The 24,220-nt window shown below is 60.9% G+C and carries 19 protein-coding genes; 8 read left to right on the top strand and 11 right to left on the bottom strand.

Annotation, left to right across the window (positions count from 1 at the left end; genetic code table 11):
- Window positions 1–59: 59 nt before the first annotated feature.
- Together CI807_RS15255 and mtnA are read right to left on the bottom strand one after the other, a co-directional pair.
- Entirely contained in the window at window positions 60–5,015 is a 4,956-nt protein-coding gene (locus CI807_RS15255) for a membrane-targeted effector domain-containing toxin (RefSeq protein ID WP_095015224.1), read from the bottom strand.
- A gap of 159 nt (window positions 5,016–5,174) precedes the next feature.
- Complete coding sequence (mtnA, locus tag CI807_RS15250) at window positions 5,175–6,251, bottom strand: S-methyl-5-thioribose-1-phosphate isomerase (RefSeq protein WP_095015223.1); 1,077 nt, start codon at window positions 6,249–6,251, stop codon at window positions 5,175–5,177.
- Window positions 6,252–6,359: 108 nt separating this feature from the next.
- Here mtnA and CI807_RS15245 point away from each other — a divergent pair, with 108 nt between their 5' ends.
- The 4 genes from CI807_RS15245 to CI807_RS15230 all read left to right on the top strand — a co-directional run bounded on the left by CI807_RS15245 (window position 6,360) and on the right by CI807_RS15230 (window position 10,027).
- Window positions 6,360–7,691, top strand: a complete 1,332-nt coding sequence (locus CI807_RS15245; RefSeq protein WP_095015222.1) for a TRZ/ATZ family hydrolase — start codon at window positions 6,360–6,362, stop codon at window positions 7,689–7,691.
- Window positions 7,692–7,755: 64 nt separating this feature from the next.
- Complete coding sequence (ubiG, locus tag CI807_RS15240; protein ID WP_003189760.1) at window positions 7,756–8,454, top strand: bifunctional 2-polyprenyl-6-hydroxyphenol methylase/3-demethylubiquinol 3-O-methyltransferase UbiG; 699 nt, start codon at window positions 7,756–7,758, stop codon at window positions 8,452–8,454.
- Window positions 8,455–8,458: 4 nt separating this feature from the next.
- Window positions 8,459–9,130 carry an N-acetylmuramic acid 6-phosphate phosphatase MupP gene (gene mupP / locus CI807_RS15235; protein WP_095015221.1) on the top strand — a complete coding sequence of 224 codons (672 nt, stop codon included), beginning with the start codon at window positions 8,459–8,461 and terminating at the stop codon, window positions 9,128–9,130.
- 156 nt (window positions 9,131–9,286) lie between these two features.
- The gene (locus CI807_RS15230) at window positions 9,287–10,027 is read left to right on the top strand and encodes a YciK family oxidoreductase (protein WP_016975315.1); all 741 of its coding nucleotides are present in this window, start codon (window positions 9,287–9,289) and stop codon (window positions 10,025–10,027) included.
- Between the two features lie 120 nt (window positions 10,028–10,147).
- Here the strand turns inward: CI807_RS15230 and CI807_RS15225 are convergent, their stop codons facing one another.
- The 6 genes from CI807_RS15225 to CI807_RS15200 are packed head-to-tail and all read right to left on the bottom strand — an operon-like array spanning window position 10,148 to window position 16,311.
- The gene (locus tag CI807_RS15225; RefSeq protein ID WP_095015220.1) at window positions 10,148–11,662 is read right to left on the bottom strand and encodes an ABC transporter substrate-binding protein; all 1,515 of its coding nucleotides are present in this window, start codon (window positions 11,660–11,662) and stop codon (window positions 10,148–10,150) included.
- A 35-nt stretch (window positions 11,663–11,697) separates the two neighbouring features.
- Window positions 11,698–12,669 carry an ABC transporter ATP-binding protein gene (locus CI807_RS15220; RefSeq protein WP_095015219.1) on the bottom strand — a complete coding sequence of 324 codons (972 nt, stop codon included), beginning with the start codon at window positions 12,667–12,669 and terminating at the stop codon, window positions 11,698–11,700.
- Complete coding sequence (locus CI807_RS15215) at window positions 12,666–13,622, bottom strand: ABC transporter ATP-binding protein (RefSeq protein WP_095015218.1); 957 nt, start codon at window positions 13,620–13,622, stop codon at window positions 12,666–12,668. Before CI807_RS15215 ends, CI807_RS15220 begins: the two co-directional genes overlap by 4 nt.
- Window positions 13,619–14,476 carry an ABC transporter permease gene (locus tag CI807_RS15210; protein WP_016975313.1) on the bottom strand — a complete coding sequence of 286 codons (858 nt, stop codon included), beginning with the start codon at window positions 14,474–14,476 and terminating at the stop codon, window positions 13,619–13,621. The genes CI807_RS15215 and CI807_RS15210 overlap by 4 nt, the downstream gene beginning before the upstream one ends.
- Window positions 14,473–15,420, bottom strand: coding sequence for an ABC transporter permease (locus tag CI807_RS15205; protein ID WP_095015217.1), 948 nt, complete (start codon window positions 15,418–15,420; stop codon window positions 14,473–14,475). Before CI807_RS15205 ends, CI807_RS15210 begins: the two co-directional genes overlap by 4 nt.
- Before the next feature lie 3 nt (window positions 15,421–15,423).
- Window positions 15,424–16,311 carry a proline iminopeptidase-family hydrolase gene (locus tag CI807_RS15200; protein WP_095015216.1) on the bottom strand — a complete coding sequence of 296 codons (888 nt, stop codon included), beginning with the start codon at window positions 16,309–16,311 and terminating at the stop codon, window positions 15,424–15,426.
- A gap of 184 nt (window positions 16,312–16,495) precedes the next feature.
- Here CI807_RS15200 and CI807_RS15195 point away from each other — a divergent pair, with 184 nt between their 5' ends.
- The gene (locus CI807_RS15195) at window positions 16,496–17,260 is read left to right on the top strand and encodes a LuxR family transcriptional regulator (RefSeq protein ID WP_095015215.1); all 765 of its coding nucleotides are present in this window, start codon (window positions 16,496–16,498) and stop codon (window positions 17,258–17,260) included.
- A gap of 92 nt (window positions 17,261–17,352) precedes the next feature.
- On the top strand, window positions 17,353–18,285 hold the full coding sequence (locus CI807_RS15190; RefSeq protein ID WP_095015214.1) for a proline iminopeptidase-family hydrolase: 933 nt from the start codon (window positions 17,353–17,355) through the stop codon (window positions 18,283–18,285).
- 44 nt (window positions 18,286–18,329) lie between these two features.
- Here CI807_RS15190 and CI807_RS15185 read toward each other — a convergent pair whose 3' ends face one another.
- The gene (locus CI807_RS15185) at window positions 18,330–19,832 is read right to left on the bottom strand and encodes a nucleobase:cation symporter-2 family protein (RefSeq protein WP_095017558.1); all 1,503 of its coding nucleotides are present in this window, start codon (window positions 19,830–19,832) and stop codon (window positions 18,330–18,332) included.
- Between the two features lie 158 nt (window positions 19,833–19,990).
- Between CI807_RS15185 and CI807_RS15180 the strand changes: the two genes are divergently transcribed.
- Complete coding sequence (locus tag CI807_RS15180; protein WP_095015213.1) at window positions 19,991–20,824, top strand: nucleoside-binding protein; 834 nt, start codon at window positions 19,991–19,993, stop codon at window positions 20,822–20,824.
- On the opposite strand, the gene punC is transcribed toward CI807_RS15180, so the two are convergent.
- Window positions 20,821–22,005: a purine nucleoside transporter PunC gene (gene punC, locus CI807_RS15175; RefSeq protein ID WP_095015212.1), complete on the bottom strand. Its 1,185-nt coding sequence runs from the start codon at window positions 22,003–22,005 to the stop codon at window positions 20,821–20,823. The genes CI807_RS15180 and punC overlap by 4 nt on opposite strands.
- A 122-nt stretch (window positions 22,006–22,127) precedes the next feature.
- Between punC and punR the strand changes: the two genes are divergently transcribed.
- Window positions 22,128–23,051 carry a DNA-binding transcriptional activator PunR gene (gene punR / locus CI807_RS15170; protein WP_095015211.1) on the top strand — a complete coding sequence of 308 codons (924 nt, stop codon included), beginning with the start codon at window positions 22,128–22,130 and terminating at the stop codon, window positions 23,049–23,051.
- Here punR and CI807_RS15165 read toward each other — a convergent pair.
- Window positions 23,032–24,201, bottom strand: a complete 1,170-nt coding sequence (locus tag CI807_RS15165) for an aspartate aminotransferase family protein (protein ID WP_095015210.1) — start codon at window positions 24,199–24,201, stop codon at window positions 23,032–23,034. The two genes, punR and CI807_RS15165, sit on opposite strands and share 20 nt — an antisense overlap.
- Window positions 24,202–24,220: the final 19 nt, after the last annotated feature.

Below are 24,220 nucleotides of genomic sequence, written 5' to 3'. Positions count from 1 at the left end.
GAAAGCCTGTCAAATTCAGGCATGAATTCACAGTATTGCGCCCCACAAAAGCCCCCCAGTCAGACCCAGTCAATGTAGCCGGCAGGCGCTGTCGGCAAACGCGTAGGGTTTGCGCTCACGTCGAGCTCAATTTGAACATCCGGTTGAGGGCCCCGTGACAGGAACCCGCCCCTTGCAGGCACCCTGACAACAGTGGGTTGACCTGCTTTGGCGTTGCCGATATCCACGCTGACGCCCCCCATCAGTTCGGCTAGCCCTGGAGTGCTACCGCTGGTGTTCATGTGAGCTTTTCCGACCCAGGCGATCCACTTTCCGCCGTCGGTTGGGTGGTGAGCCTGAATCTGACGCGCAGCAAAGTAATTCATCTCCTCAATCCGCACCAAGGCATCGATACGAGGCCTAGAGGTGTAAACGTCCCTATGCAAGGTAAGGCGGTTATCATCCAACCCTCGCACGCTCATGCCACAGGACCGAGCCTTCCTTGACACCGAAGCCATCACCCCCTGACTCCCAGGCGCAAAATGCACAACAGGCTGCCCGGTGGCATGCATGCCTTCAATATAGAGGGTGCGAAAACCCCGGGCATAGAGTGCCTGCATGTGATCGGTTAGAAATGTAACACTGGCTATTTCATCATGGGCTTCGCCCAGCACCATGCCATCGACAGCGTCGGGCCAGACACGAATCAGGTCATCCACCGTCGCTGAAGCGGGTAGAACGAGCGGCAGAGGACGGGGTGGCGTCTGCACCGTCCTGTAGAACTGCCTCCAATCCCGAGCAAACCAGGCGTTAAAATAATCAAGGCGATCCTGGCGCAACAGGCGTGCCCCATGATCGTTATCCAAGAAACTTTGCGTCAACAGGTACTCCTCGGCAGGCAAATCAATAGCAGGGCTGGATTCCCCTACACCTCCCCCACTGGCTCCGGCCGGCTGCCACTGCCCCTGCTCGCCAGCCTGCAAAAAACCCACCTCGTTGCGGCTACGGGCATCGATAACCTGCACCGTTGCCCCGCCTCCCTCATAAAGCCTGAAGTCACTTTTGATGCGAAACACCAGCGCGCGACCTCGCGCATCGACCGTGCGAATCAAGTACTCACCCGTCGCGGTGCGATAAACACCCCTGCTGTTAGGCTCCAGTCCTCGCAGCAACAAGGTGGCTTCATCCACCCGAACAGCCGAAGTTTTCCAAGCCGAAGGGATGACGGAGACAGGCTCCGGCATCCTGGGCACTTGCAAAAAGGGCTGCGCGGAGGCTGCCGACGACCGAAAAAACACCGGGTGCACGGCCAAAGGCCTGATACCGACGGACGGAGCACTCGCGGTCGCGAATTGCATACTCAGCCACCGTCGCCCATGCCCCTCACGCACGATCATCCCTGGAATCGACTGCCCACGCGTACGAAAAGTACGCACCGCCGTGCGCGCCAACCGCCCCCAAAGCCGTATGTTCGAAGTGATCCAAAACCCCACCCATGGCAGCATGTCGAGTAACGTACCGACCACTTCAATACCAAACATCACCTTATTAAAGGTCGATTGAAAGCTGACTTGCGCATTTGTGACCGAACCTCGTTGCGCAAGCTCTAGCAACCGTAAAACCTGTAAGTAGTACATCCCATGCAATAGATCCCCTCTACAGCGCATTCGCTGCACGATCAAGGGTGGCAGGCGCTCTTCAGTTTCCGGGCTCCCGGCCACAAAATACTGTACAACTTCGCTGAAGCGCATGTACTCAAACCCTGGCAAGAGCAGGTTTGTCATGACCGCCATGGACCTCACACTCAAGCGATCCATCAAATAGGAGCGCCACGCCTCTCTCCCGAGCAGTGCTATCAACTCAACCTCGCTGCGAAGCTCCCGCAACTCCAACCCATCAGGTGCATCAGGCGCATAAAGCACCAATTCGGCATCTTGATCGGTCGAAATTAGAACCAGGCCCTGAACCCATTGGCGGCCGCCTTTCTCAGGCTTAACATCAGGAGCCCCCAACCTCAGGAGCGACGCATGCACTTCACGCCCCTCCACGCGTGGCCGCCCCCCAGGCATCGCCGATGCCAGCACGGCCGCCACCCATTGCTCAGCACGCTTTTTCGCCGGATCACCGGCCAACGCAGTGCTATACGCTGAAGGATTGAGGCGCGCCGACTGGGCGGCATATTTCAACGTCGCGGCCTGGGCCGCTATCCATGCCTGCACCAATTGGTCGGCCGGCGCTGACCTCACAGAGGGCACGAATTTTGTTTTGAGAATGTCCTCGCAATAATTGTGACCGGCATTGATGTCCGTCACCCATTGCTCAATGGTTTCGCGCGAAAGCTCAAGCGCCTCGCCACTCGTCGTGACCACCTGCCGCCCGTCAGCATAAGTCACACGCGCCGAGATACTGACCCTTGACGTAGATGAGAGACTCCACTCCCAGGGGTCAAGGTTCTTGAGTGTCAGTTGAGTCAAGCTCATGCGGTCAACCGTGGACCTTTCGATGGGACGAGCAATGCCAGCCGACTGCCCGGAATTGACCCTTACTACCTCCACACGAGTAACGATAACTTTATCAGGATCAATCCGCTGCGCAGCAGCAGCGGGCAGGCCCCGCCGCTCCAGAAACCCACGTAACTTGCCTCGCAGCTGTTGTCGGGCGTACTCGGGCAGCGAGGGGACGTGCCCGATCAAAGCAGACACAGCCTGGGTCTTCTCCTGCGCATCTAACTCCAAAACCTCCAATGCCTGCCGGTCTTGCCTGGACAGTGCTTTATACCAAGCGGGCAACATCAGCTCTTCCAGGCGCTGATTACGCGCCACAAAGGCAGCCGCCACATCCAATTGGGGAGCCAGATCAAGAACCTTATCCACCGCCCCGGGCCGCAGACTGTCTTTGTCACTGAGCGCCAGACGCACATCCTGCTGTTGCTTTGCGAGCAAGGCTTGCACCCCGTCGGCGACAAAGTCATCCGCGATGGCGACAGGGGCGAGCTCCAGCCTTCCCAACCATTGGCCAACAAGCGCATCGCGGCCCGCGGAAAAAAGGCCTTGCGCCATGATGCGACCGTCCTCCGCGCCATCATCCAGTCGCAGGGCCAGCTCAGCATTAAGGGCACCCAGACTGGAAAACTCCTCAAAACCTTGGGCGGCGGTCCACAGCACCAACGGCCCTGTCGGCGGACTTACGCTGTCCGGGCTCACGATTAACGCGGTGACAAAGCGCTCGCCACCCGTCAACGTCACACTGTAAACCTGTGGCCGCTGTGCAACGGGAAACGCCAGCTCACGGGCGGCGGGCGTAGGGTATTTCAATACGTTGTCAATCAGCGTTCGACTGGCCGACGTCAACGTACCATCTACCGTACGCAGGGCCGCTTCAGTTGCCAGCATCTGTTTGCGCAATCGAATCAGCAATTCGGCGCGCGCGCCCTGGCCGACCTGAAATGTCGCCCAAAACGCTCGCAACAGTATCGGGAACGCTTGCTTCATTGCCGCAACCAACCCGCCCAGCGTGCCCACTTGCTGGAGCTTGTAGCTTTCGTCCAGGGTGTCGGGCTCTACGTAAAATGCTCCATCCTGGTGACCGCCCTCCTCACTCTCCTCCAACAGCTCACCGAGCAGGGATTCCAGGGTCTTGGACTCGGCCGGTTGCCGCTTTCCTTGCTCATCAAACCGGGAGCGGGTGAAATGAATCGCGAGTGGACTGATCAACCCCGTAAAACTCGGGAACATCACCTTCAACTGCGCCTGGAAAAACCCATCGAACCCGGGCGAACCTACGAGCAGCTTCCCCGTCAAGCTGTTCAGCTTGTCCAACTGCCCAATCAGGTTTTGCTGCTGATCAGTGATTGCAATGTCGGCAGAGGGCACGACCGGCAACGTGTCAGGGCGCAGCGGGCGACTGAGCAGATCCCCCGGCAGGCCAGATGGCAGTCTCAGCGCCTGCGATAGGCGCGCCTCGATACCCGGCCTGAAGGGCAAAAAAGCAGCCCCCACATTCACCTGCTGCTGGGCCAACTGCTCGTCCAGCACCCGCCCCAGTAGGGAACCCTGAGCATCCGGCAGCATCTCGTCCAGGTCCCAACCCGCGCGCCCCTCTTTGCGCAAGGCAAGTGCCTGCTCAATGTCAGGCACGGCAACGTTGACCAGAAGCTCATCCCGATCACCCGCCTGCACTTGTTGCAAGCGCAAGGCATTGAGCAACGCCGAGTCACTGGCAAACTCTTGCAGGCCACGCTGTGGGGTGTAAAGCAGTACGGGCAGACGCTTGGACAACCCTCCCCACGACGCCAACATAAACGCCGCGGCCAAATGGATGTCCTGGCTCCCTCCTTTAATCACCAGGCGGTACAGCGCGACCTTAGGCGTCTGGGTAACGGAACGGAAAGGGGTTTCTACCAGGTCCTTCACCAGCGCCACGCCTTCAGCCGAGAGCCCCGTGCCCGGGGTCGCCAGGTCATCCGCCCGGCGCAGCGCCGCCTCTGCGACCAACTCGCTGTGCCGGTGACCAAGCCAGGTGTCGCGCATGCTCAACTCATTGCCCTGTCGAACCGGGTTGCGCCAAAAACGACTCAGCCGCTGGCTGAAATGCTCGAACAACCCTAGAAGGTGCTGATTCAGCACCTCAACAAAGGTTTTCGGATCAATCTCCACCCTGCGCTGAATGCCAGCCGCATCAGGGACCGTGGAAAAACCGGTTATTTGCGATTCCGTCGGGACTGTGCCTGACGCCAGGCAATCGCGTACCACCTGGGTCATAGAGCGTCGCGCCGCACCGGGAGGCAAGGTCTCTTCCAGACAGATCGCGTCCGGATTAATTGGGAGGCCTGCAAAGACGCGATCGAGCGACTGCTGGAACACCTCCCGGCTGACGCGTTCCAGAGACGGTTGATGCTGCACCAGGCGCTCGCCGAACAGACTCTCTGCCTGTAACTGCTTTAAATGCCAGGCTCGGCTATGCACTGGAAGGACGCCGACCAGCTCACGGTCGTCAATGAGCGGATAAGGCGATAAAGAGGAAGTAGCGGTAGACATGAAAAAGCGCCCTGAAAGTGATCAATGGGTCACTTGCACGTCTTCCTGCTGTACCGGCCGCGAGGCCCGCAATCAGATGTGAAGTGACATCGACCATCATTCTGCGAGCACCCTTCGCCCAACCAGGGCTAGATGTGTACTACCGCCCGGCCACGCACCTCAATGCAGGCGTTTACGGCACATCAGCTTAGCCAGCTTGGCGGTGTCCGGCCGCTCGACCACGCCTTTTTCGGTCACGATCACGTCGATCAGGTCGGCCGGAGTCACGTCAAACACCGGATTGAAGGCGCTGACATCGGCAGCGAAGCGTTGGCCGGCGACTTCCAGCAACTCGCCGGTATCGCGCTCTTCCAAGGCGACATCATCGCCAGTCGCCATCATCAGGTCCAGGGTCGAACTCGGCGCCACCACCATAAAGCGCACGCCATGATGCATCGCGCACACGGCCAACTGGTAAGTACCGATCTTGCTGATCACATCACCATTGGCGGCAATGCAATCGGCACCGACGATCACCCAGGTCACACCTTTGGTCTTGAGAATGTGCGCGCCGGCCGAATCGGCATTCACCGTCACCGGGATGCCCTCGCCCGCCAGCTCCCAGGCGGTCAGCCGCGAGCCTTGCAGCCAGGGCCGGGTTTCATTGGCGTAGACCTGCTCGACCATCCCTTCCAGGTAGGCCGCACGAATCACCCCGAGCGCCGTACCCACGCCGCCGGTCGCCAGGGCGCCTGCATTGCCGTGGGTCAGGATGGCCTGGGCATTGCCCTGATGCTTGCGGATCAGTTCAACGCCCAACTGCGCCATGGTGAGGTTGGCTTCACGATCACTTTCATGGATAGCGATGGCTTCTGCCTCCAGCACCGCCAGCGGATCGGCGTGCTTTTTGACGCGATCCAGGCGGTCGCGCATGCGTTTCAACGCCCAGAACAGGTTCGACGCGGTGGGACGGGTATCAGCCAGCAGTGCGTAGTCTTCTTCCCACGCGGCCTGCCAGTCACCGCCCTCAGCGATACGCTCACGGGCGGCCAGCACCAAGCCATATGCGGCACTGATGCCGATGGCCGGCGCACCGCGCACCACCATCGAACGAATGGCGGCCGCCACGTCATCGACCGTCACGCAGGCCACCCAGCTTTCCCGGGACGGCAAGGCACGCTGATCGAGCAGGTACAGCGCGCCATCACGCCAATCGATGGCCTTCACTTTCTCCGCTGCCAACAGTCGATCGCGCATCCCTTACTCCGCACTCATAAACAAAGCCGCCGATTATAGCGATCCGCCAGCCAGGACGCTCGGGTATACTTCGTCCTTCTTTTATAGCTGCCTGGGAAGAAGCCTGCGATGACCGCCACTGCCGCCCCGCTCGACTTATTGTTGCTGCCAACCTGGCTGGTGCCTGTCGAACCGGCCGGAGTGGTGCTCAAGGAACACGGGCTGGGCATCCGCGACGGGCGCATCGCGTTTATCGGCCCACGGGCCGCAGCGTTGAAGCTTTCGTCCAACGAAGTGCGCGAACTGCCCGGCATGCTGCTCAGCCCCGGCTTGATCAACGCCCATGGGCATGCGGCGATGAGCCTGTTTCGCGGCCTGGCCGACGACCTGCCGCTGATGACCTGGCTGGAAAAACATATCTGGCCCGCCGAGGCCAAGTGGGTCGATGAAGCCTTCGTGCGCGACGGCACCGACCTGGCCATCGCCGAACAGCTCAAGGGCGGCATCACCTGCTTCTCCGACATGTACTTCTACCCCAAGGTCGCCAGTGATTGCGTGCACAACAGTGGCATGCGCGCGCAGATTGCGATCCCGATCCTGGACTTCCCGATCCCCGGCGCCAGCACGCCTGACGAGGCGATTCGCCAGGGCGTCGAGCTATTCGGCGACCTCAAGCACCACCCGCGCATCAAGATTGCCTTCGGCCCCCACGCGCCCTACACCGTGTGCGACGACAACCTGGAGAAAATCCGGGTGATCGCCGAAGAGCTGGACGCCGCGATCCACATGCATGTTCACGAAACCGCCTTTGAAGTGCAGCAAGCCGTCGAGCAGACCGGCGAACGGCCATTAGCGCGCCTGGGTCGCCTCGGGCTGTTGGGGCCGCGCTTCCAGGCCGTTCATATGACCCAAATCAGCGAGGATGACCTGGCTTTGCTGGTAGAAAGCAACACCAGCATCATTCACTGCCCGGAATCGAACCTGAAACTGGCCAGCGGCTTTTGCCCGGTGGAGCGGCTGTGGCAGGCTGGCGTGAACGTGGCCATCGGCACCGATGGCGCCGCCAGCAACAATGACCTCGATCTGCTGGGCGAAACCCGCACCGCAGCGATGCTGGCCAAGGCCGTCGCCGGTTCGGCCACCGCACTGGATGCCCATCGCGCCCTGCGCATGGCCACCCTCAACGGTGCACGGGCCATGGGCCTGGAAAGCGAGATTGGCTCGCTGGAGGTCGGCAAGGCGGCGGATATCGTCGCCTTCGATCTGTCGGGGCTGGCGCAACAACCGATCTACGATCCGGTCTCGCAGCTTATATATGCCACCGGACGCGATTGTGTGAAACACCTTTGGGTCGCCGGCAAGCAGTTGCTCGACGACCGGCAATTGACCCGCATGGATGAACAACAGTTGACCGCCACGGCCATTGCCTGGGGCCAACGCATCAGCGGGCACAGCGAATAACGAAGGTTTTGAACCCCTGGGTTCAGAACTGACCCAACGATTTATCAGGTTTAGAGGATTCACCATGAGCAACGTCGACCACGCCGAAATCGCCAAGTTTGAAGCCCTGGCCCACCGCTGGTGGGACCGCGAGAGCGAGTTCAAGCCGCTGCACGACATCAACCCGCTGCGGGTCAACTGGATTGACGAGCGCGTCAACCTGGCCGGCAAGAAGGTGTTGGACGTGGGTTGCGGCGGCGGCATCCTCAGCGAAGCCATGGCACAGCGCGGCGCGACCGTGATGGGCATCGACATGGGCGAAGCGCCCTTGGCCGTGGCCCAACTGCATCAACTGGAATCCGGCGTGAGCGTGGAATACCGCCAGATCACCGCCGAAGCCCTGGCCGAAGAAATGCCCGAGCAGTTCGACGTGGTCACCTGCCTGGAAATGCTCGAACACGTACCGGACCCGTCCTCGGTGATCCGCGCGTGCTTCCGCATGGTCAAGCCCGGCGGCCAGGTGTTCTTCTCCACCATCAACCGCAACCCCAAGGCCTACCTGTTCGCGATCATCGGCGCGGAATACATCATGAAGCTGCTGCCACGCGGCACCCATGACTTCAAGAAATTCATCCGCCCGTCCGAGCTGGGCGCCTGGAGCCGCCAGGCCGGGCTGACCGTCAAGGACATCATCGGCCTGACCTACAACCCGCTGACCAAGCACTACAAGCTGGCCAACGACGTTGACGTCAACTACATGATCCAGACCCTGCGCGAGGAGTGAGCCTGTGAAGTTGCGAGCGGTTCTCTTCGACATGGACGGTACCCTGCTGGATACCGCGCCGGACTTTATCGCCATCTGCCAGGCCATGCGCGCCGACCGCGACCTGGCGCCGATCAACCCTGCGCACATCCGCGATGAAATCTCCGGCGGTGCGAAGGCGATGGTGGCCGTGACCTTTTCCATGGACCCGGAATCCCCTGGCTTTGAAGAGCTGCGCCTGGAGTTCCTAGAGCGCTACGTCAAAGGCTGCGCGGTCCACAGCAAACTGTTCGACGGCATGGCCGAACTGCTCGAAGACATCGAAAAGGCCAAGCTGGTCTGGGGCGTGGTCACCAACAAACCCCTGCGTTTTGCCGAGCCGATCATGCAGCAACTGGGTTTGGCCGAGCGCTCGGCGCTGTTGATCTGCCCGGACCACGTGAAGAACAGCAAGCCGGACCCGGAGCCGATGATCCTGGCGTGCAAGATGCTCGACCTGGACCCGGCCAGCGTATTGTTTGTGGGCGATGACCTGCGCGATATCGAGTCCGGCCGCGACGCCGGCACGCGCACTGCGGCGGTCACCTACGGCTATATCCACCCGGATGACAACCCGCGCCATTGGGGCGCCGATGTGGTGGTGGATCACCCGCTGGAACTGCGCAAGGTGCTGGATAACGCACTGTGCAGTTGCTGATGGTGCGCTCCCCTCTGTAGGAGCGAGCTTGCTCGCGAAGAACCCGAGATCGCCGCGTTGATCCAGATACCCCGCGTTATCGTTGACGTTTTTCGCGAGCGAGCTCGCTCCTACAAGGGGTGCTTAGATTTTCTGTGAATTCTGTCGAGGTTGTTTATGTTTGATTACTCCGCACGTCCAGAACTGCTCAAAGGCCGGGTGATCCTGGTGACCGGCGCCGGTCGCGGGATCGGCGCCGCGGCGGCAAAAACCTACGCCGCCCATGGCGCCACCGTGCTGTTGCTGGGCAAGACCGAAGCCAACCTAGCCCAGGTGTATGACGAAATCGAAGCCGCAGGCCAGCCGCAACCGGTGGTGATTCCGTTCAACCTGGAGACCGCCCTGCCCCATCAATACGATGAGCTGGCTGCAATGATCGAAAAAGAATTCGGCCACCTCGACGGTCTGCTGCACAACGCCTCGATCATCGGCCCACGCACGCCGATCGAGCAGTTGTCGGGTGAGAATTTCATGCGGGTGATGCACGTGAACGTCAACGCGATGTTCATGTTGACCAGCACGCTGTTGCCGCTGCTTAAATTGTCCCAGGATGCGTCGGTGGTGTTCACCTCCAGCAGTGTCGGGCGCAAGGGTCGGGCTTACTGGGGCGCTTATGGCGTGTCGAAGTTTGCGACCGAAGGCTTGATGCAAACCTTGGCCGATGAACTTGAGGATGTGGCAGCGGTACGCTCCAACAGCATCAACCCAGGTGGCACGCGCACCAGCATGCGCGCCCAGGCGTATCCAGGGGAAAACCCGATGGAGCGGCCTGCTCCGGAAGAGATCATGCCGGTGTACCTGTACCTGATGGGGCCGGACAGTGCTGGCATCAACGGCCAGGCGTTTGACGCGCAATAATGCTGCGCCCCCTGTAGGAGCGAGCTTGCTCGCGAAAATCGTTAACGATGGCGCTGCGAGTATGGTTTAACGCGGCGCTCTCAGGTTCTTCGCGAGCAAGCTCGCTCCTACAGGAATCCGTCAGTTTTTCACGACCTCTTCGAGGGTGAAACGGCCCAGTGGGTTTTGCAGGAAGTTGCTCACGTTCTTACGTGAGATGTTGATGTACGGGCTGTAGTACAAGTCGATCCAGTTTACGTCCTGTTTCGCCAGCTTCTGCAGTTCCACATACATCTGCTCACGCTTGACCGGGTCCGCCTCGATGCGCGCCTGTGCCACCAGCGCCTTGACCTTGTCGTTCTTGTAGCGGGTCATGTAGTTCTGGTTGGTGTCGTGGCCCAGCACGAAGGTGGTCTTCTGGTCCGGGTCGAGGATGTCGTTGGTCCAGTACATCACCGAAATGTCGTACTCACCGTCCACCAGCATCTGCCAGCTCTGGGTCGGGTCGACCTTTTGCAGGTTGGCGGTCACGCCGACCTTGGCCAATTGGTCCTTGATGATCACCGCAATCTGCTCGTCGGCTTCGTTGCCGGCGTTGACCACGTAGTTGAGCTTCAAGTCCTTGGCACCGGCCTGCTCCAGCAGCTTCTTCGCAGCGGTCGGGTCATACGGGCGTTGCAGGTTGTTGGCGTAGTGGTACAACGAACCCTTTGGAATGTAGGAATAAGCCACGGTGCCTTGACCGTAAGTGGCGGTCTTCACCAACGATTGTTTGTCGATGGCCATGTCCAGCGCCTGACGCACCTCAGGCTTGGCCAGCAGGCCATGCTCGTGGTTGATCAGCAGGTGATCTTCACGAGTAGACGGGTCGGCGTGGATCACCACGTTCTTGTCTTTCTTCAGCTCTTCAACCCGCGAGAAGGGTACGAAGATCGCCGTGTCCAGCTCGTTGTTCTGCACCATGCGCATGCGTGTGTTGTCGTCGGTCACGGAGACCCACTCCACGCCATCCAGGCTCACGTTCTTGGCCTGCCAGAAGTTCGGATTCTTCTTCAGGATCACCCGATCACCCTTGCGCCACTCGTCCACGGTAAACGCGCCGGAAGTCACCGGGTTTTCCGAGTAGGCGTCTTCGCCCATTTTAGTCATGGCTTTTTCCGACAGGATCGACACCGTCGGCGACGCCAGTTGCGAGAGGAAGGCTACCGCCGGGGTCTTCAGGGTGACCACCAGGGTTTTCGGGTCCGACGCCTTGGCCGTGTTGATCAAGTTGAACGGATCGGCCCACAGCGAGGCCTTGTTGTCGCGGATGCGCAGCAGGCTGAACGCGGCGTCGTCAGCGGTGATCGCCGAGCCGTCGGAGAACTTCGCATCACGCAGTTTGAAGGTGTAGGTCAGGCCATCCTTGGAAATGTCCCAGCTTTCGGCCAGGCCCGGCTCCATCTTGGTGCCCAGGTTATCGACGCGTACCAGGGTGTCGTAGACGTTGGCGAATACCCAGGTGTCGCGGTTTTGCGCGCTTTTGATCGGGTCGAACGTGGTGCTGTCTTCACGGCAACCGATGGTCAGGACGCCGGCGGCGTGGGCCAGCCCGGCAGTGAGGGACCATGCGGTCAATGTAGCAGCAGCGAGTAACTTCAAGTGGCGCGATTGCATGTCATAACTCCTTGTTCATGAATGGCAGGGAAGGGTCAAAGCAACGGTTCTTCAAGCACGCAACTGTACCGATGCTCGTGCAGGAAATGCGTCGGCGGCAACACCACGGAACACAAGGCTCGGGCATGCCGGCAACGCGGGTGAAAGGCGCAGCCTGTAGGCAAATTCAGCGGGCTCGGTGGCTCACCCGGCAAGGGTTCGGTAGGCAATGGCCGATGGGGATCGATCTCGGGAATCGCCTGGACCAATGCCGCCGTGTAGGGATGACGCGGCGCCGTAAAGACCGCTTCTACCGGGCCTTCCTCGACGATCTTGCCCAGGTACATCACCGCCACGCGGTCACACAGGCGGCGCACGATGGCCAGGTCATGGGCGATGAACAGGATCGCCAGGTTCATGCGCTGTTGCAGTTCCAGCAACAGGTTGATGATCTGGCCCTGGATCGACACATCCAGCGCCGCCACACACTCATCGGCGATGATCAGCCGAGGCTCCACCGCCAGCGCTCGGGCGATACCAACGCGCTGGCACTGGCCGCCGCTGAGGGAGCCGGGTTTGCGGCTGGCCAGTTCGGGGCGCAGGCCGACCAGGTCGAGCAGTTCATTCACGCGCGCCGGGATCTGCTCCGGCGTGACCTTGCGCTGCACCCGCAACACTTCGGCAATCGTCTCGCCGATGGTGTGGCGCGGATTCAGCGCGGCATACGGGTCCTGGAAGATCATTGCGGTTTCATGGCGCAGACGAGTGATGTCGATGGCACTACCGTGAGCCATGTCGATGCCATCAAACAACACCTGCCCGGCGCTGATCGGGTTGAGGTGCAGGATGGCGCGACCCAGGGTGCTTTTGCCGCTGCCAGACTCGCCGACCAACCCGAGGGTTTCACCCGCCGCCAGGTTCAGGGACACCCCGTTCACTGCCCTCACCCACTGCTTGTTCAAGCCTAACAAGCCCGTGCCGGACGCGGCAAACTTCACCTCAAGGTCCTTGATCTGTAACAGACTCATGGGTGCACTCCCAACGGGTAATGACAGGCGACTCGCGCGCCCTCCGGCAGCACCTCGGTGCACAAGGCGCCGACCTGCGGGCAACGCGGGTTGAACCGGCAACCGGCAGGCAATGCGTCCAACAACGGCGGTTGCCCGGGAATCGTGCGCAGCAAGGCGTGGCCACTGCTGTGGGCGGGCTGGCAGTCAATCAGGCCTGCGGTGTAGGGATGCTGCGGATGCGCCAGCAGATCATATTTGCTGCCGTGCTCACACAGGCGCCCGGCGTACATCACGGCGATGGCGTCGCAGGTTTGCGCGACCACGCCCAGGTCGTGGGTAATCATGATGATCGACAGGCCGCGCTGGTCGCGCAATTCCAGCAACAGCCGCAGGATTTGCGCCTGCACCGTCACATCCAGGGCGGTGGTGGGTTCGTCGGCGATCAGCACTTTCGGGTTGCAGCCCAGGGCGACGGCGATCATCGCGCGCTGGCGCATGCCGCCGGAAAACTCGTGGGGGTAGTTGTCGACCCGCGCCTGAGGATCGGGGATGCCCACCTGGCGCAGCACGTCGATAGCTTGCAGCCGCGCGTCTTTTTTCGAGGCGCCTTGGTGCAAGCGAATACCCTCGGCAATCTGCTCACCGATGCGCATCAAGGGGTCGAGGTGGCTGCTGGGGTTCTGGAAGATCATGCCCAACTGGCCGCCGCGCACGGCACGCATGCCGGCGTCATCCAGTGACAAAAGATCCTGGCCGGCCAGCCTTACAGCACCGCCGTGAACCCGCAAATTGGGGGAAGGCAATAAACGCATCAGGCCGCGACAGGCCATGGTTTTGCCCGAGCCGCTTTCCCCGACCAGGCCGAGGATTTCGCCTTCGGCCAAATCGAAGGACACGCGATCGACCAGGGTCACATCCCGCCCGGCGTTATTGGCGATCACACTGAGGTCGCGCACTTGCAACAGGCTCATGAGCGATCTCCCAGCACTTGCGCCACGCCATCAGCGAGCAGGCTGAAGCCCATGGCCAAGGTCACGATGGCCAGCCCCGGAAAGGTGCAGATCCACCAGGCGGTGGTGATGAAGGCCTGCCCTTCGGCCACCATCGTGCCCCACTCGGCGGTCGGCGGTTGCACGCCCAGACCCAGGTAACTCACGGCGGCGCCATTGAGCAGCACCAACACCGCGTCCGACATGGAAAACACGATGGAGCCGAACATCGCATTGGGCAACAGGTGCCGGAACAGAATCCGCCCATGGCCAAAGCCCAGGCTCTTGGCGGCCAGGGCAAAGTCGCTTTCCTTGAGCACCAGGATTTGCGAGCGGATCAGCCGCGCATACGACACCCAGCCGACCAGGGCCATGGCAATATAGAAGCTCTTCAAGCCCGGACCGAGGATGGCCATGATCGCCAGCATCAACACCAGGAACGGGAATGCCAGGATCACATCGATCACACGCATGCAGACACTGTCGAAGCGCCCGCCGATATACCCGGAAACCGCGCCGATGAAGGTGCCGATCATGAACGGGAAGATCACTCCGACGACGGCCAGTTGCAGGTCAATGCGCGCCCCCCAGATCACCCTCGAAAGGATGTCCCGACCGTAATTATCCGTACCAAATGGATGAGCCAGGCTGGGGCCGAGCAAACTGAAATCCGTGTTCTGCGCAATCGGGTCGTAAGGCGCGATCCACGGCGCGAACAGCGCAAGCACCAGCCACGCCAGCAGAATCAATAAGCCCCACGCCGCCGTCAGCCGGCCATTGCGAAAGCCGAAGCGTAGGCGCAAGCGCCAAGGAGCAATCAACGGGCGGCTGCTCATTGCATCTTCACCCGTGGGTCAAGGGCCACCGTCACGACGTCAGCGATGAAGTTGACGATCACTGTCGCGCAGGCCAGCACCATGGCCACGCCCTGCACCACCATGTAATCGCGGGTAAAGATCCCGCGTACCAGCAATTGGCCAATGCCGGGGATGGCGAACAGGCTTTCGATGACCACCGTGCCGCTGATCAGCCAGCCGATGTTCACCGCCAGCAGGTTGACCGCCGGCACCAGGGAATTGGGCAGCACATGCCGGCGAAACACCGCGGCTTCCGACAACCCACGTGCCCGGGCGGCGGTCACGTGGTCGGCCTGCAACTCCATCAGCATGCTCGCGCGCAGGTTGCGCACCAGCACTGCCGACAGCGCCAGGGCAATTGTCAGGCAGGGCAAAACCATGTGATGCGCCTTGTCCAGCCAGGTTCGGCCGTAACCGGATACGGGAAACAAGCCCCACTGCACGCTCAGCAACAGGATCAGCATCAAGCCCAGCCAGAACGCCGGCATGCCCAGGCCGACCGTGGTGAACACGCGAATCAGGTTATCCGCCCAACCGCCCTTGTTGCGCGCAGCCAACGTCGCCAGCGGCACCGCGATCAGCAGCGCCAGCACCACACTGCCGAGCACCAGCACCAGCGTCGGTTCAATGCGCGTGACGATCAGCTTGAGCGCATCGACCTTGTACAGCAGCGATTGGCCGAGGTCGCCCTTGAGCAGGTTCTTCAGGAAGTAGAAATATTGCAACCATAACGGCTGGTCGAGGCCGTACTGGGCGCGGATCTTCAGCAAGGCGTCGGGTGTACTGCGCGAGCCCAGCAGCGCGCGCGCCGGGTCGCCGGGAATCGAGCGCACCAGCACAAAGGTGATCAGGCTGATGCCAAACAGTACCGGCAGCAATTGCAGCGGCCGGGACAGCACAAAACGGTAGCGCGCCAGGTTCATCCGTCAGCCTCGGTGACGCGAGAGGAAGTCCAGCAGCACCGGGAAATATGCCTGGGGTTCTTCATAAAATGGCATATGGCTGCTGTTGGGGAAGACGTGCAGTTCGGCGTGCCGGGCCGCGAGTTTCATGCGCATGGCGCAGGCCGGGGTGAGTTCGTCGTGCTGGCCGGTGGTGATCAGGATCGGCATCTTGAACTCGGCCATCTCGGGGATGCGGTTCCAGTCCTTGAGGTTGCCGATGTAGAGGAATTCATTGGGGCCCTGCATGGTTTCGTAAGGGCCCATGTTCCAGTCGTCGAGGGAGCGTTTGACCGGCGCGGGCCATTCATCCAGGCGGCACACGTGGCGATAGTTGAGCAAGGTGATCGCGGCCTGGTACTGCGGGTGGTCCAGGGTGCCCATGGCTTCGTGGCGCTGCATCATCGCCACGGTTTCGCTGCCGAGAGCGCCGCGCAGGCGCTCCAGCTCCTGGGACAGGTGCGGAATGTCGCCCACGGTGTTTTCGAGGATCAGACTTTTCAGCGCGTCGGGGTAGTGGATGGCGTATTCGATACCGAGCCAGCCGCCCCAGGAATGCCCGAGCAGGTGCACACGGCCCAGATCCAGGGCCTGACGCACGGTTTCGACTTCTTCGACATAACGGCGGATTTCCCACAGCGAAACGTCGGTGGGTCTGGCTGATGCGCCCGTGCCAAGCTGGTCGAATGCAACCACTCGCAGGTTATGGTCTTTGAGCCAGCCATGGGCGTCGCGCAAGTAGTCACACGGCAGGCCTGGCCCGCCGTTGAGGCACAACAGCACCTCGTCGCCTTCGCCAAAGCTGTAGACCACGAGGTTATGGCCGTCGACTTGCACGTTGTACTGCTGGTCGGGGGCAATTTCACGCCACATGCATACATTCCTTGTGTTGTATCGGCCTGGCAGGCAGCGGCCGTTTTATCAGGCCAACACTACCGAGGATGCCGTGCGTCCATAACCTAGTATTTCTTATAGGTTTGGCCTGGCAGTCCTTCGCCGGGGCGTGGCATTCTACTTGCCGCAAGTCGAGATTCAAATGAATTCGGGAGCCGAACGGATGCAGGCCAAGCTGACTGCGTTAAATCACCGTCTGATGCCGGGCAGGAGCCTGGACGAACAGATGGATAACACGTTTACCCTCGCCCAGCAGTTGGGCTTCGATGCATTGGTGTATGACTACACCCCGGTGCCGATCGACCAGGATGGCGCATTGATCACGCCCTCGGTGCTCGCACTGCGCAATACCCCGCCTGACTGGCATGCCCTGTGGTGCAGCGAAGGGTTCTACCAGATCGATCCGGTGCAACATCTGGCTCTGAGTACGGTGTCGCCGTTCGTGTGGTCCTACGACGTCAAGGCCGATACCCCACTGCAAAAGATCATTGATCCCTGCCACGCGCCGGTTTCGTCCTACTTGCACGACCAGCAACTGACCTGCGGCGTCAGCGTGCCGATCCACCTGCCCCGTGGCGGCTTCGCCTCGCTGACCGGCCTGCGCACCGGCAACGCCCGCACCGTGTTGCAGGATGCGCAGCAGACCCTGTCGGATTTCAGCCTGATTTCCCATGCCTTGCAGGAAGCGGCCTACCCGCTGTTCAGCAAGGAACTGCGCACCTATCCGCATATCCACCTGACCAAACGCGAACGCGAGTGCCTCAAATGGGCCGCCGACGGGCTGACCGCCGCTGAAATCGCCGCGCAATTGAGCCGCTCGCTGGCGGTCGTCACCCTGCACCTGGCCTCGGCGATGCACAAGCTGGGGGCCAAGAACCGCGTGCAGGCGGTGGTGCGTGCCACCCATTACCGCCTGCTGGAAGACTGACCGCTCGGCAAAACCTAGCTGTTTTGCTAGTTACTTAAATTTCTGCCACGCATTATCGTGTCCCTGATCCTTTTTTCAGAGCAGGGTACGAAATGGAATTCATCGAAAAAATCCGCGAAGGGTATGCGGCGTTTGGCGCCTACCAAACCTGGTACCGCGTCACCGGTGACTTGTCGAGCGGCCGCACGCCCCTGGTGGTTATCCACGGCGGCCCCGGATGCACCCATGATTATGTTGACGCGTTCAAGGACGTGGCCGCCAGCGGCCACGCCGTGATCCACTACGACCAGTTGGGCAACGGCCGCTCCACCCATCTGCCCGAAAAAGATCCGTCCTTCTGGACCGTGGGCCTGTTCCTCGAAGAACTCAACAACCTGCTGGACCACCTGCAGATCAGCGATAACTACGCGATCCTCGGCCAATCCTGGGGTGGCATGCTCGGCAGTGAACACGCGATCCTGCAGCCCAAGGGCCTGCGCGCGTTCATCCCGGCCAACTCGCCGACGTGCATGCGCACCTGGGTCAGCGAAGCCAACCGCCTGCGCAAATTGTTGCCGGAAGGTGTGCATGAAACCCTGCTCAAACATGAAGCCGCCGGCACTTACCAGGATCCGGAATACCTCGCCGCGTCGCGGGTGTTCTATGACCAGCACGTGTGCCGAGTCATCCCGTGGCCGGAGGAAGTAGCCCGCACATTTGCCGCAGTCGATGCAGACCCGACGGTGTACCACGCCATGAGCGGCCCGACCGAGTTCCACGTGATCGGCAGCTTGAAAGACTGGAAGTCCACTGGCCGTCTATCGGCGATCAATGTGCCGACGCTGGTGATCTCAGGTCGGCACGACGAGGCCACGCCGCTGGTGGTCAAGCCATTCCTGGATGAAATCGCCGATGTGCGCTGGGCGCTGTTTGAAGACTCCAGCCACATGCCCCATGTGGAAGAACGCCAAGCGTGCATGGGGACTGTGGTGAAGTTTTTGGATGAAGTGTGTTCAGCGAAGTACAACGTTCGCAAGGCTAGCTGACCCCCAACGTAGGAGCCGGCTTGCCGGCTCCTACAGGGGTGGCGTTAGACTTCGGAGGTCTCAGGCTTGGTTGTTTTCCTCGGGGCATCCGCCACCAATGGAATCTCCCTCCCCTCGGCATCAAACAACTTGCCGCCTTTGAAGTAATCCCCATCGCGCAGTTCCGACACATCACGGAAGCACAGGCTGCGCTCGGTCCCCGCCACAAACACCGACTGCTGGTCCGAGTTACCGGCGGTGAAGTGGTTGAATGCCAGGTTCAGCAAAATCGCCATGATTGCCGACGAGCTGATCCCCGAATGGAAAATGGTCGCGAACCAGGTCGGGAAGTGATCATAGAAGCTTGGTGCCGCAATCGGGATCATGCCAAAACCGATGGAAGTGGCCACGATGATCAGGTTCATGTTGTTGCGGTAATCCACTTTCGACAGCGTGCGAATGCCACTGGCCGCCACCGTACCAAACAGCACAATCCCGGCCCCACCCAGCACGGAGGTGGGCACCGCTGCGATCACTCGGCCCATGAAGGGCAACAAGCCAAGGATCACCAGAAACAGTCCACCGGTGGCTACCACAAAGCGACTCTTGACCCCGGTAACCGCCACCAGGCCGACGTTCTGGGCGAAGGCGCTCTGGGTGAACGAACCGAAGATCGGCGCAAACATGCTCGACAGCATGTCGGCACGCAGGCCATTGCCCAGGCGTTTTGAATCGACCTTGGTGTCGATGATCTCGCCCACCGCCAGGATGTCCGCCGAGGTCTCGACCAGGGTCACCATCACCACGATGCACATGGAGATGATCGCAGCCACATGGAAGGTTGGCATGCCGAAATGGAATGGCGTAGGGAAACCGAACATCGGCCCCTGGGTTACGCCGGAGAAGTCGGCCATGCCGAGGAATACCGCAATCACCGTGCCGATGACCATCGCCAACAGGATCGACAGGCGTGAGATGGTTGCGCTGCCGATCTTGCTGAGCAGCAACACCAGCACCAGGGTCAGCGCCGCCAGGCCGATGTTGGACATGCTGCCAAAATCCGCCGCGCGACTGTTGCCGCCCATGGCCCAACGCGCCGCAACGGGCATCAGGGTCAGGCCGATGGTCGTGATCACGATGCCCGTCACCAGCGGCGGGAAAAACTTGGTGATGCGTGAGAACACCGGGGTTATCAGCAGCCCGATAAACGACGCGGCCATCACCGCCCCGAGAATCGCCGGCACCCCGCCGGCGCCATCACTGCCGACAATCGCCACCATGGTTGCCACACCGGCAAACGACACGCCCTGCACCAGCGGCAACTGACAGCCAAAAAACGGTAGACCCAAGGTCTGCAACAGCGTGGCCAAGCCACCGGCAAACAGCGACGCAGCGATCAGCAGGCCGATATCCGCCGGGGACAACCCGGCCGCCTGGCCGACAATCAAGGGGACCGCAACAATGCCGCCATACATCGTGAGCACATGTTGCAGACCGTAAGCCATGTTGGCGGCGACGCCGAGATTCTCATCTTCTGGCCGCTGCGGTGACGCCTTCGGGATAGTCATGGTGAGGGGTTCTCTGTTTTTGTTGTGCGGCCACTGTATGCAATGTTTGGACTGGATGTCCATAGAGTTGTATACAATCAATCGAACAAGTTACCCTCCATCGGCGTTACAAAAACAATCCGGCCGTGATGAGCCAGAACGCCTAAGGACCCAGAACAATGAAAAAGGCACTACAGGGCGCAACCGTCGCACTCACCCTGCTCGGCGGCGGGGAGGCCGTCGCGCTGGAATGGATGAACAACAGCGTGGGATTTCGCTACGGCCAGCAGTTCACCAATCCGAATAACCCCGACGAATTCAGCAAGCGCATCTACAGCTTCACCCACGCCAGCGGCTACCAGTACGGCAGCAACTTCCTCAACCTCGATGTGTTCCTGTCCGACAGCCGCGACCCACGCAAGGGCACCGATCATGGTGGGAGTGAGGTGTACGCGGTATATCGCCATCAGCTGTACGCATCGCGGGTATTCGATGTGCCGCTGGGCACCGGCCTGGTCAAGGATTACGCGCTGACCCTGGGGTTTGACGCCAACCGTAACAACAACTTCGCCTCAGCCAAGAAACGCGCACTGGTGATCGGCCCGACGTTGAAGTTCAACACCGTCGGCGTACTTGACCTGAGCCTGATGTACTACAAGGAAAGAAACCACACCGGCATCCCCGGCGCGAAGGAGTCGAACCATACGTTTGACGACACCTACATGCTCAACCTGACGTGGATGCGCCCGTTCGAAATCGCCAACCATGCGGCGAAATTCCAGGGTTTCATCAATTACGTCGGGGAGAAAGGCGAGGACTACCATGGCCGCGATACTGCGCCGGAAGCCCTGATGCGCACCGCGCTGATGGTGGCGGTGCGGCCGGGTAAAAGCGTCAAGCCAAACCTGTACCTGGGGGTGGGTTATGAATATTGGCATAACAAGTTCGGCGTGGACGGCGGCCGGGGTAGCCGCACATCGACGCCGACGGTGAACCTGGAAGTGACGTTCTAGGCGGTCGCCAGCTCCGAGTCACCGGCTTTCGGCCGCGCCAGCCAGTAACCCAACACCGCCAGTGGCGCGGTCGCCAGCATCACGATCACGGTGATCAGCAGCGGCTGGTCGATCATCGACGACACCAGCAGGCTGCTGAGGAAACACAGGCCCAGTTGCAGGGTGTTTTGCAATGCCGCCGCCTTGCCGGAATTTTCCGCAAACGGCATCAGCGCATTCGCCACGACGATGGGGTAACTGGCACCGTTGACCAGCGCCATCAGGCAGAACGGAATCAGCAAGGTGGTGAGGGTCGGCACCGTCAGCGTGGCAACCAGGTACAACGCCACCATGCTGATGCAATACGCCAGCAGCAACCAGGGCAACAAGGTCTTGCCCTGGAAGTGCTGCAACGCGCTGCGGCAACTATAGCCACCGACCAAAAACGCCAATGTCGGCAATACGTAACTCAGGCCAATATCATTCGGGCTGTAGCCCATGTCGCCCAGAATGAAGGGCGAAGCGGTCAGCCAGGCGAAGAAGCTGGCCGAGCAGGCGGCGAAGATCATGACGTTGCCGGTAAACACGCGAGATGTCAGTAACTGCCCATAACCGAGGCGCGAACGTTCGCTCTTTTCTGCCTGATGTTTCGCCACGGTGCGCAAGAACAACGTCGGTAGCAGCAACAGCAATGAGACGCCCAGCAATACGCCGAAGATCGCCTGCCAACCCAAGTGATTCAGCACCATCGCGCCCAACAGCGGCGCCAACGCAGGCGACAACGACATCAGCGGCATAATGCTGGCGAACACACGATGAGCCTTATCGGCGGGGTATCGGTCGATCACCAACGCCTGCCAACTGACGGCGGCGGAACACACGCCAATCGCCTGGACAAAACGCAGCGCCAGCAATTGCGGCGCGGTCTCGACCCAGAACATCCCTGCGCAACCCAGCACAAACAGGCTCAGGCCAGCGAGCAGGACGGGCTTGCGCCCCAGGCGGTCGGACAACGGCCCCCACAACAACTGCCCCACCGCAAAGCCGGCGAGGAAAATACTCAAGCTGGCACCCACCGCGCCTGCGCCAATCTGCAACTGTTCGCCCATGGCGCCGAACGCCGGCAGATACATGTCCATGGCGAGGTAACCGAGCATGCTCAGCCCCGCCAGATACCAAGTGAAACCAAAAGAATTTTTCATTGAAGCCTTGTTAATCCTGCCATCAAACTATTTGCTGACTGGCGCCCATTATGAGGCTGACAGTTTCTCTGTGAAGCGATAATAATTGGATACTCTTATCAATAAATTTGAAGGCAGCCGCCATGTGGTCTGAATATTCCCTGGATGTGGTCGATGCCGTGGCACGCCATGGCAGCTTCAGCGCCGCCGCTCAGGAGCTGCACCGAGTGCCGTCGGCCGTCAGTTATACGGTGCGGCAGCTGGAAGAATGGCTGGCGGTGCCACTGTTCGTGCGACGCCACCGGGATGTGGAGCTGACGCCCGCCGGCCGCCTGTTTATCGACGAAGCCCGTGGCGTGATGAAGAAAATGCTTGGCACCCGACGCCTGTGTCAGCAAGTCGCCAACGGCTGGAGCGGTCAGTTGAAGGTCGCAGTGGATTCCATCGTCAAACCCCAACGCTGCCGACAGTTGGTCTTGGACTTCTACCGACAGTTTCCCGAAGTCGAGCTGTTGCTGGAGTACGAGGTGTACAACGGCGTGTGGGATGCCCTGGCAGATGAACGCACCGACATTGTGATCGGTGCCACCAGCGCGGTGCCGGTGGCCAGTCACTTCACCTTTCGCGACATGGGCTTGTTGAACTGGCTGTGCGTGGTCAGCGCGCGGCACCCTCTGGCCGGCGTCCAAGGGCTGTTGAGCGACGATCAACTACGCCCTTACGCTTCCTTGTGCATGACCGACACCTCGCGCAACCTGCCCAAGCGTGACACTTGGACCCTGGATAACCAGCGACGACTGGTGGTTCCCAATTGGGCTTCTGCCATCGACTGCCTGCGCGACGGCCTGTGCGTCGGCATGGCGCCAGCGCATCAGGTGTTACCGTGGATTGAGCGCGGTGAATTGGTGGCACTGCAATTGAGCCGGCCGTTTCCGGCAAGCCCGTCGTGTGTGGCCTGGGCGCAGAACAAGCTGTCCCCGGCCATGGCGTGGTTGTTGGAATACCTGGGCGACACCGAAACGCTGAATCAGGAATGGCTCAACGGGCCTACGCCAGCAACCGAGTAATGGCCCGCACGATCATCTCGACCTCCTTGGTATCCAGGGTCAGCGGCGGCAGCAGGCGAATGATTTTGCCCCGCGTCACATTGATCAGCAGGCTGTGCTCCTGGGCGGCGCGCTGGGCCAGGTCCCGGTAAGGGTTGGCCAACTCGATGCCGATCATCAGCCCCTGACCACGAATCGCCACAACCTGCGGATGCTCACTCAACGCCACGCGCAACCGCGCCAACAAGCGTTCGCCCTGTTGCGCGGCGTTCTGCAGCAAACCTTGTTCTTCGATGATGTCCAGCACCGTGCAGCCAACCCGGCACGCCAACGGATTGCCGCCGAAGGTGCTGCCGTGACTGCCCGGCGTAAACAACTGCGCCACGGCAGACCGGGCCAGGCACGCGCCGATGGGTACACCATTGCCCAGGCCCTTGGCCAGGGTCATCACGTCCGGGACGATGCCTTCATGCTGGAAGGCGAACCAGGTGCCAGTGCGGCCGATACCGGTCTGGATTTCGTCCAGCATCATCAGCCAGCCATGACCTGTGCAGTGCTCGCGCAGGGCTTGCAGGTAACCCGGCGGCGCCGGCAATACGCCACTTTCACCCTGGATCGGCTCCAACAGCACCGCAGCGATGCGCGGGCCAAATGCCGTGGTAATCGCTTCCAGCGCCGCCAGATCGCCAAAGCGCACCTTGAGAAAATCCCCCGGCAACCGCTGGAAGCCCAGGCGCACCGAGGGCCCATCGCTCGCGGCCATGGTGCCGAGGGTACGGCCATGAAACGCGTTCTCCATCACCACCACCAACGGCTCTTCGATGCCCTTTTTCCAGCCATGCAGGCGCGCCAGTTTGAGCGCTGTTTCGTTGGCCTCGGCGCCGGAATTGTTGAAGAAGGCGCGGTCCAGCCCGGATAGCTGGGTGAGGCGCCGGGCCAACTGTTGTTGCCAGTCGATGCTGTAGAGGTTGGAGGTGTGCATTAATAGTCCGGCTTGCTCGCTGATGGCCGCTACCAACCTGGGGTGCGAGTGGCCGACATTGGTCACCGCCACACCGGCGACCGCGTCCAGGTATTCGCGACCTTGCTGGTCCCATAAGCGCGTGCCCAGACCGCGGGTGAAGCTCAGGGCCAAGGGTTGGTAAGTGGTCATCAGGCAGGCGGCGGTCATGGTGCGGTCTCCAGTGCAT

Origin of the sequence: Pseudomonas sp. NS1(2017) (assembly GCF_002269425.1) — a bacterium.
Taxonomy (GTDB): Bacteria; Pseudomonadota; Gammaproteobacteria; order Pseudomonadales; family Pseudomonadaceae; genus Aquipseudomonas; species Aquipseudomonas reactans.
This window is presented reverse-complemented; position numbering and strand designations above follow the sequence as displayed.

Coding starts and splice junctions, on each gene's coding strand:
- CI807_RS15180 (WP_095015213.1), top strand. CDS start 19,991: ATGAAAAAGGCACTACAGGGCGCAACCGTCGCACTCACCCTGCTCGGC.
- CI807_RS15230 (WP_016975315.1), top strand. CDS start 9,287: ATGTTTGATTACTCCGCACGTCCAGAACTGCTCAAAGGCCGGGTGATC.
- CI807_RS15195 (WP_095015215.1), top strand. CDS start 16,496: ATGCAGGCCAAGCTGACTGCGTTAAATCACCGTCTGATGCCGGGCAGG.
- punC (WP_095015212.1), bottom strand. CDS start 22,005: ATGAAAAATTCTTTTGGTTTCACTTGGTATCTGGCGGGGCTGAGCATG.
- CI807_RS15245 (WP_095015222.1), top strand. CDS start 6,360: ATGACCGCCACTGCCGCCCCGCTCGACTTATTGTTGCTGCCAACCTGG.
- CI807_RS15185 (WP_095017558.1), bottom strand. CDS start 19,832: ATGACTATCCCGAAGGCGTCACCGCAGCGGCCAGAAGATGAGAATCTC.
- CI807_RS15205 (WP_095015217.1), bottom strand. CDS start 15,420: ATGAACCTGGCGCGCTACCGTTTTGTGCTGTCCCGGCCGCTGCAATTG.
- CI807_RS15215 (WP_095015218.1), bottom strand. CDS start 13,622: ATGAGCCTGTTGCAAGTGCGCGACCTCAGTGTGATCGCCAATAACGCC.
- CI807_RS15165 (WP_095015210.1), bottom strand. CDS start 24,201: ATGACCGCCGCCTGCCTGATGACCACTTACCAACCCTTGGCCCTGAGC.
- CI807_RS15225 (WP_095015220.1), bottom strand. CDS start 11,662: ATGCAATCGCGCCACTTGAAGTTACTCGCTGCTGCTACATTGACCGCA.
- punR (WP_095015211.1), top strand. CDS start 22,128: ATGTGGTCTGAATATTCCCTGGATGTGGTCGATGCCGTGGCACGCCAT.
- CI807_RS15220 (WP_095015219.1), bottom strand. CDS start 12,669: ATGAGTCTGTTACAGATCAAGGACCTTGAGGTGAAGTTTGCCGCGTCC.
- CI807_RS15255 (WP_095015224.1), bottom strand. CDS start 5,015: ATGTCTACCGCTACTTCCTCTTTATCGCCTTATCCGCTCATTGACGAC.
- CI807_RS15200 (WP_095015216.1), bottom strand. CDS start 16,311: ATGTGGCGTGAAATTGCCCCCGACCAGCAGTACAACGTGCAAGTCGAC.
- ubiG (WP_003189760.1), top strand. CDS start 7,756: ATGAGCAACGTCGACCACGCCGAAATCGCCAAGTTTGAAGCCCTGGCC.
- mtnA (WP_095015223.1), bottom strand. CDS start 6,251: ATGCGCGATCGACTGTTGGCAGCGGAGAAAGTGAAGGCCATCGATTGG.
- CI807_RS15210 (WP_016975313.1), bottom strand. CDS start 14,476: ATGAGCAGCCGCCCGTTGATTGCTCCTTGGCGCTTGCGCCTACGCTTC.
- CI807_RS15190 (WP_095015214.1), top strand. CDS start 17,353: ATGGAATTCATCGAAAAAATCCGCGAAGGGTATGCGGCGTTTGGCGCC.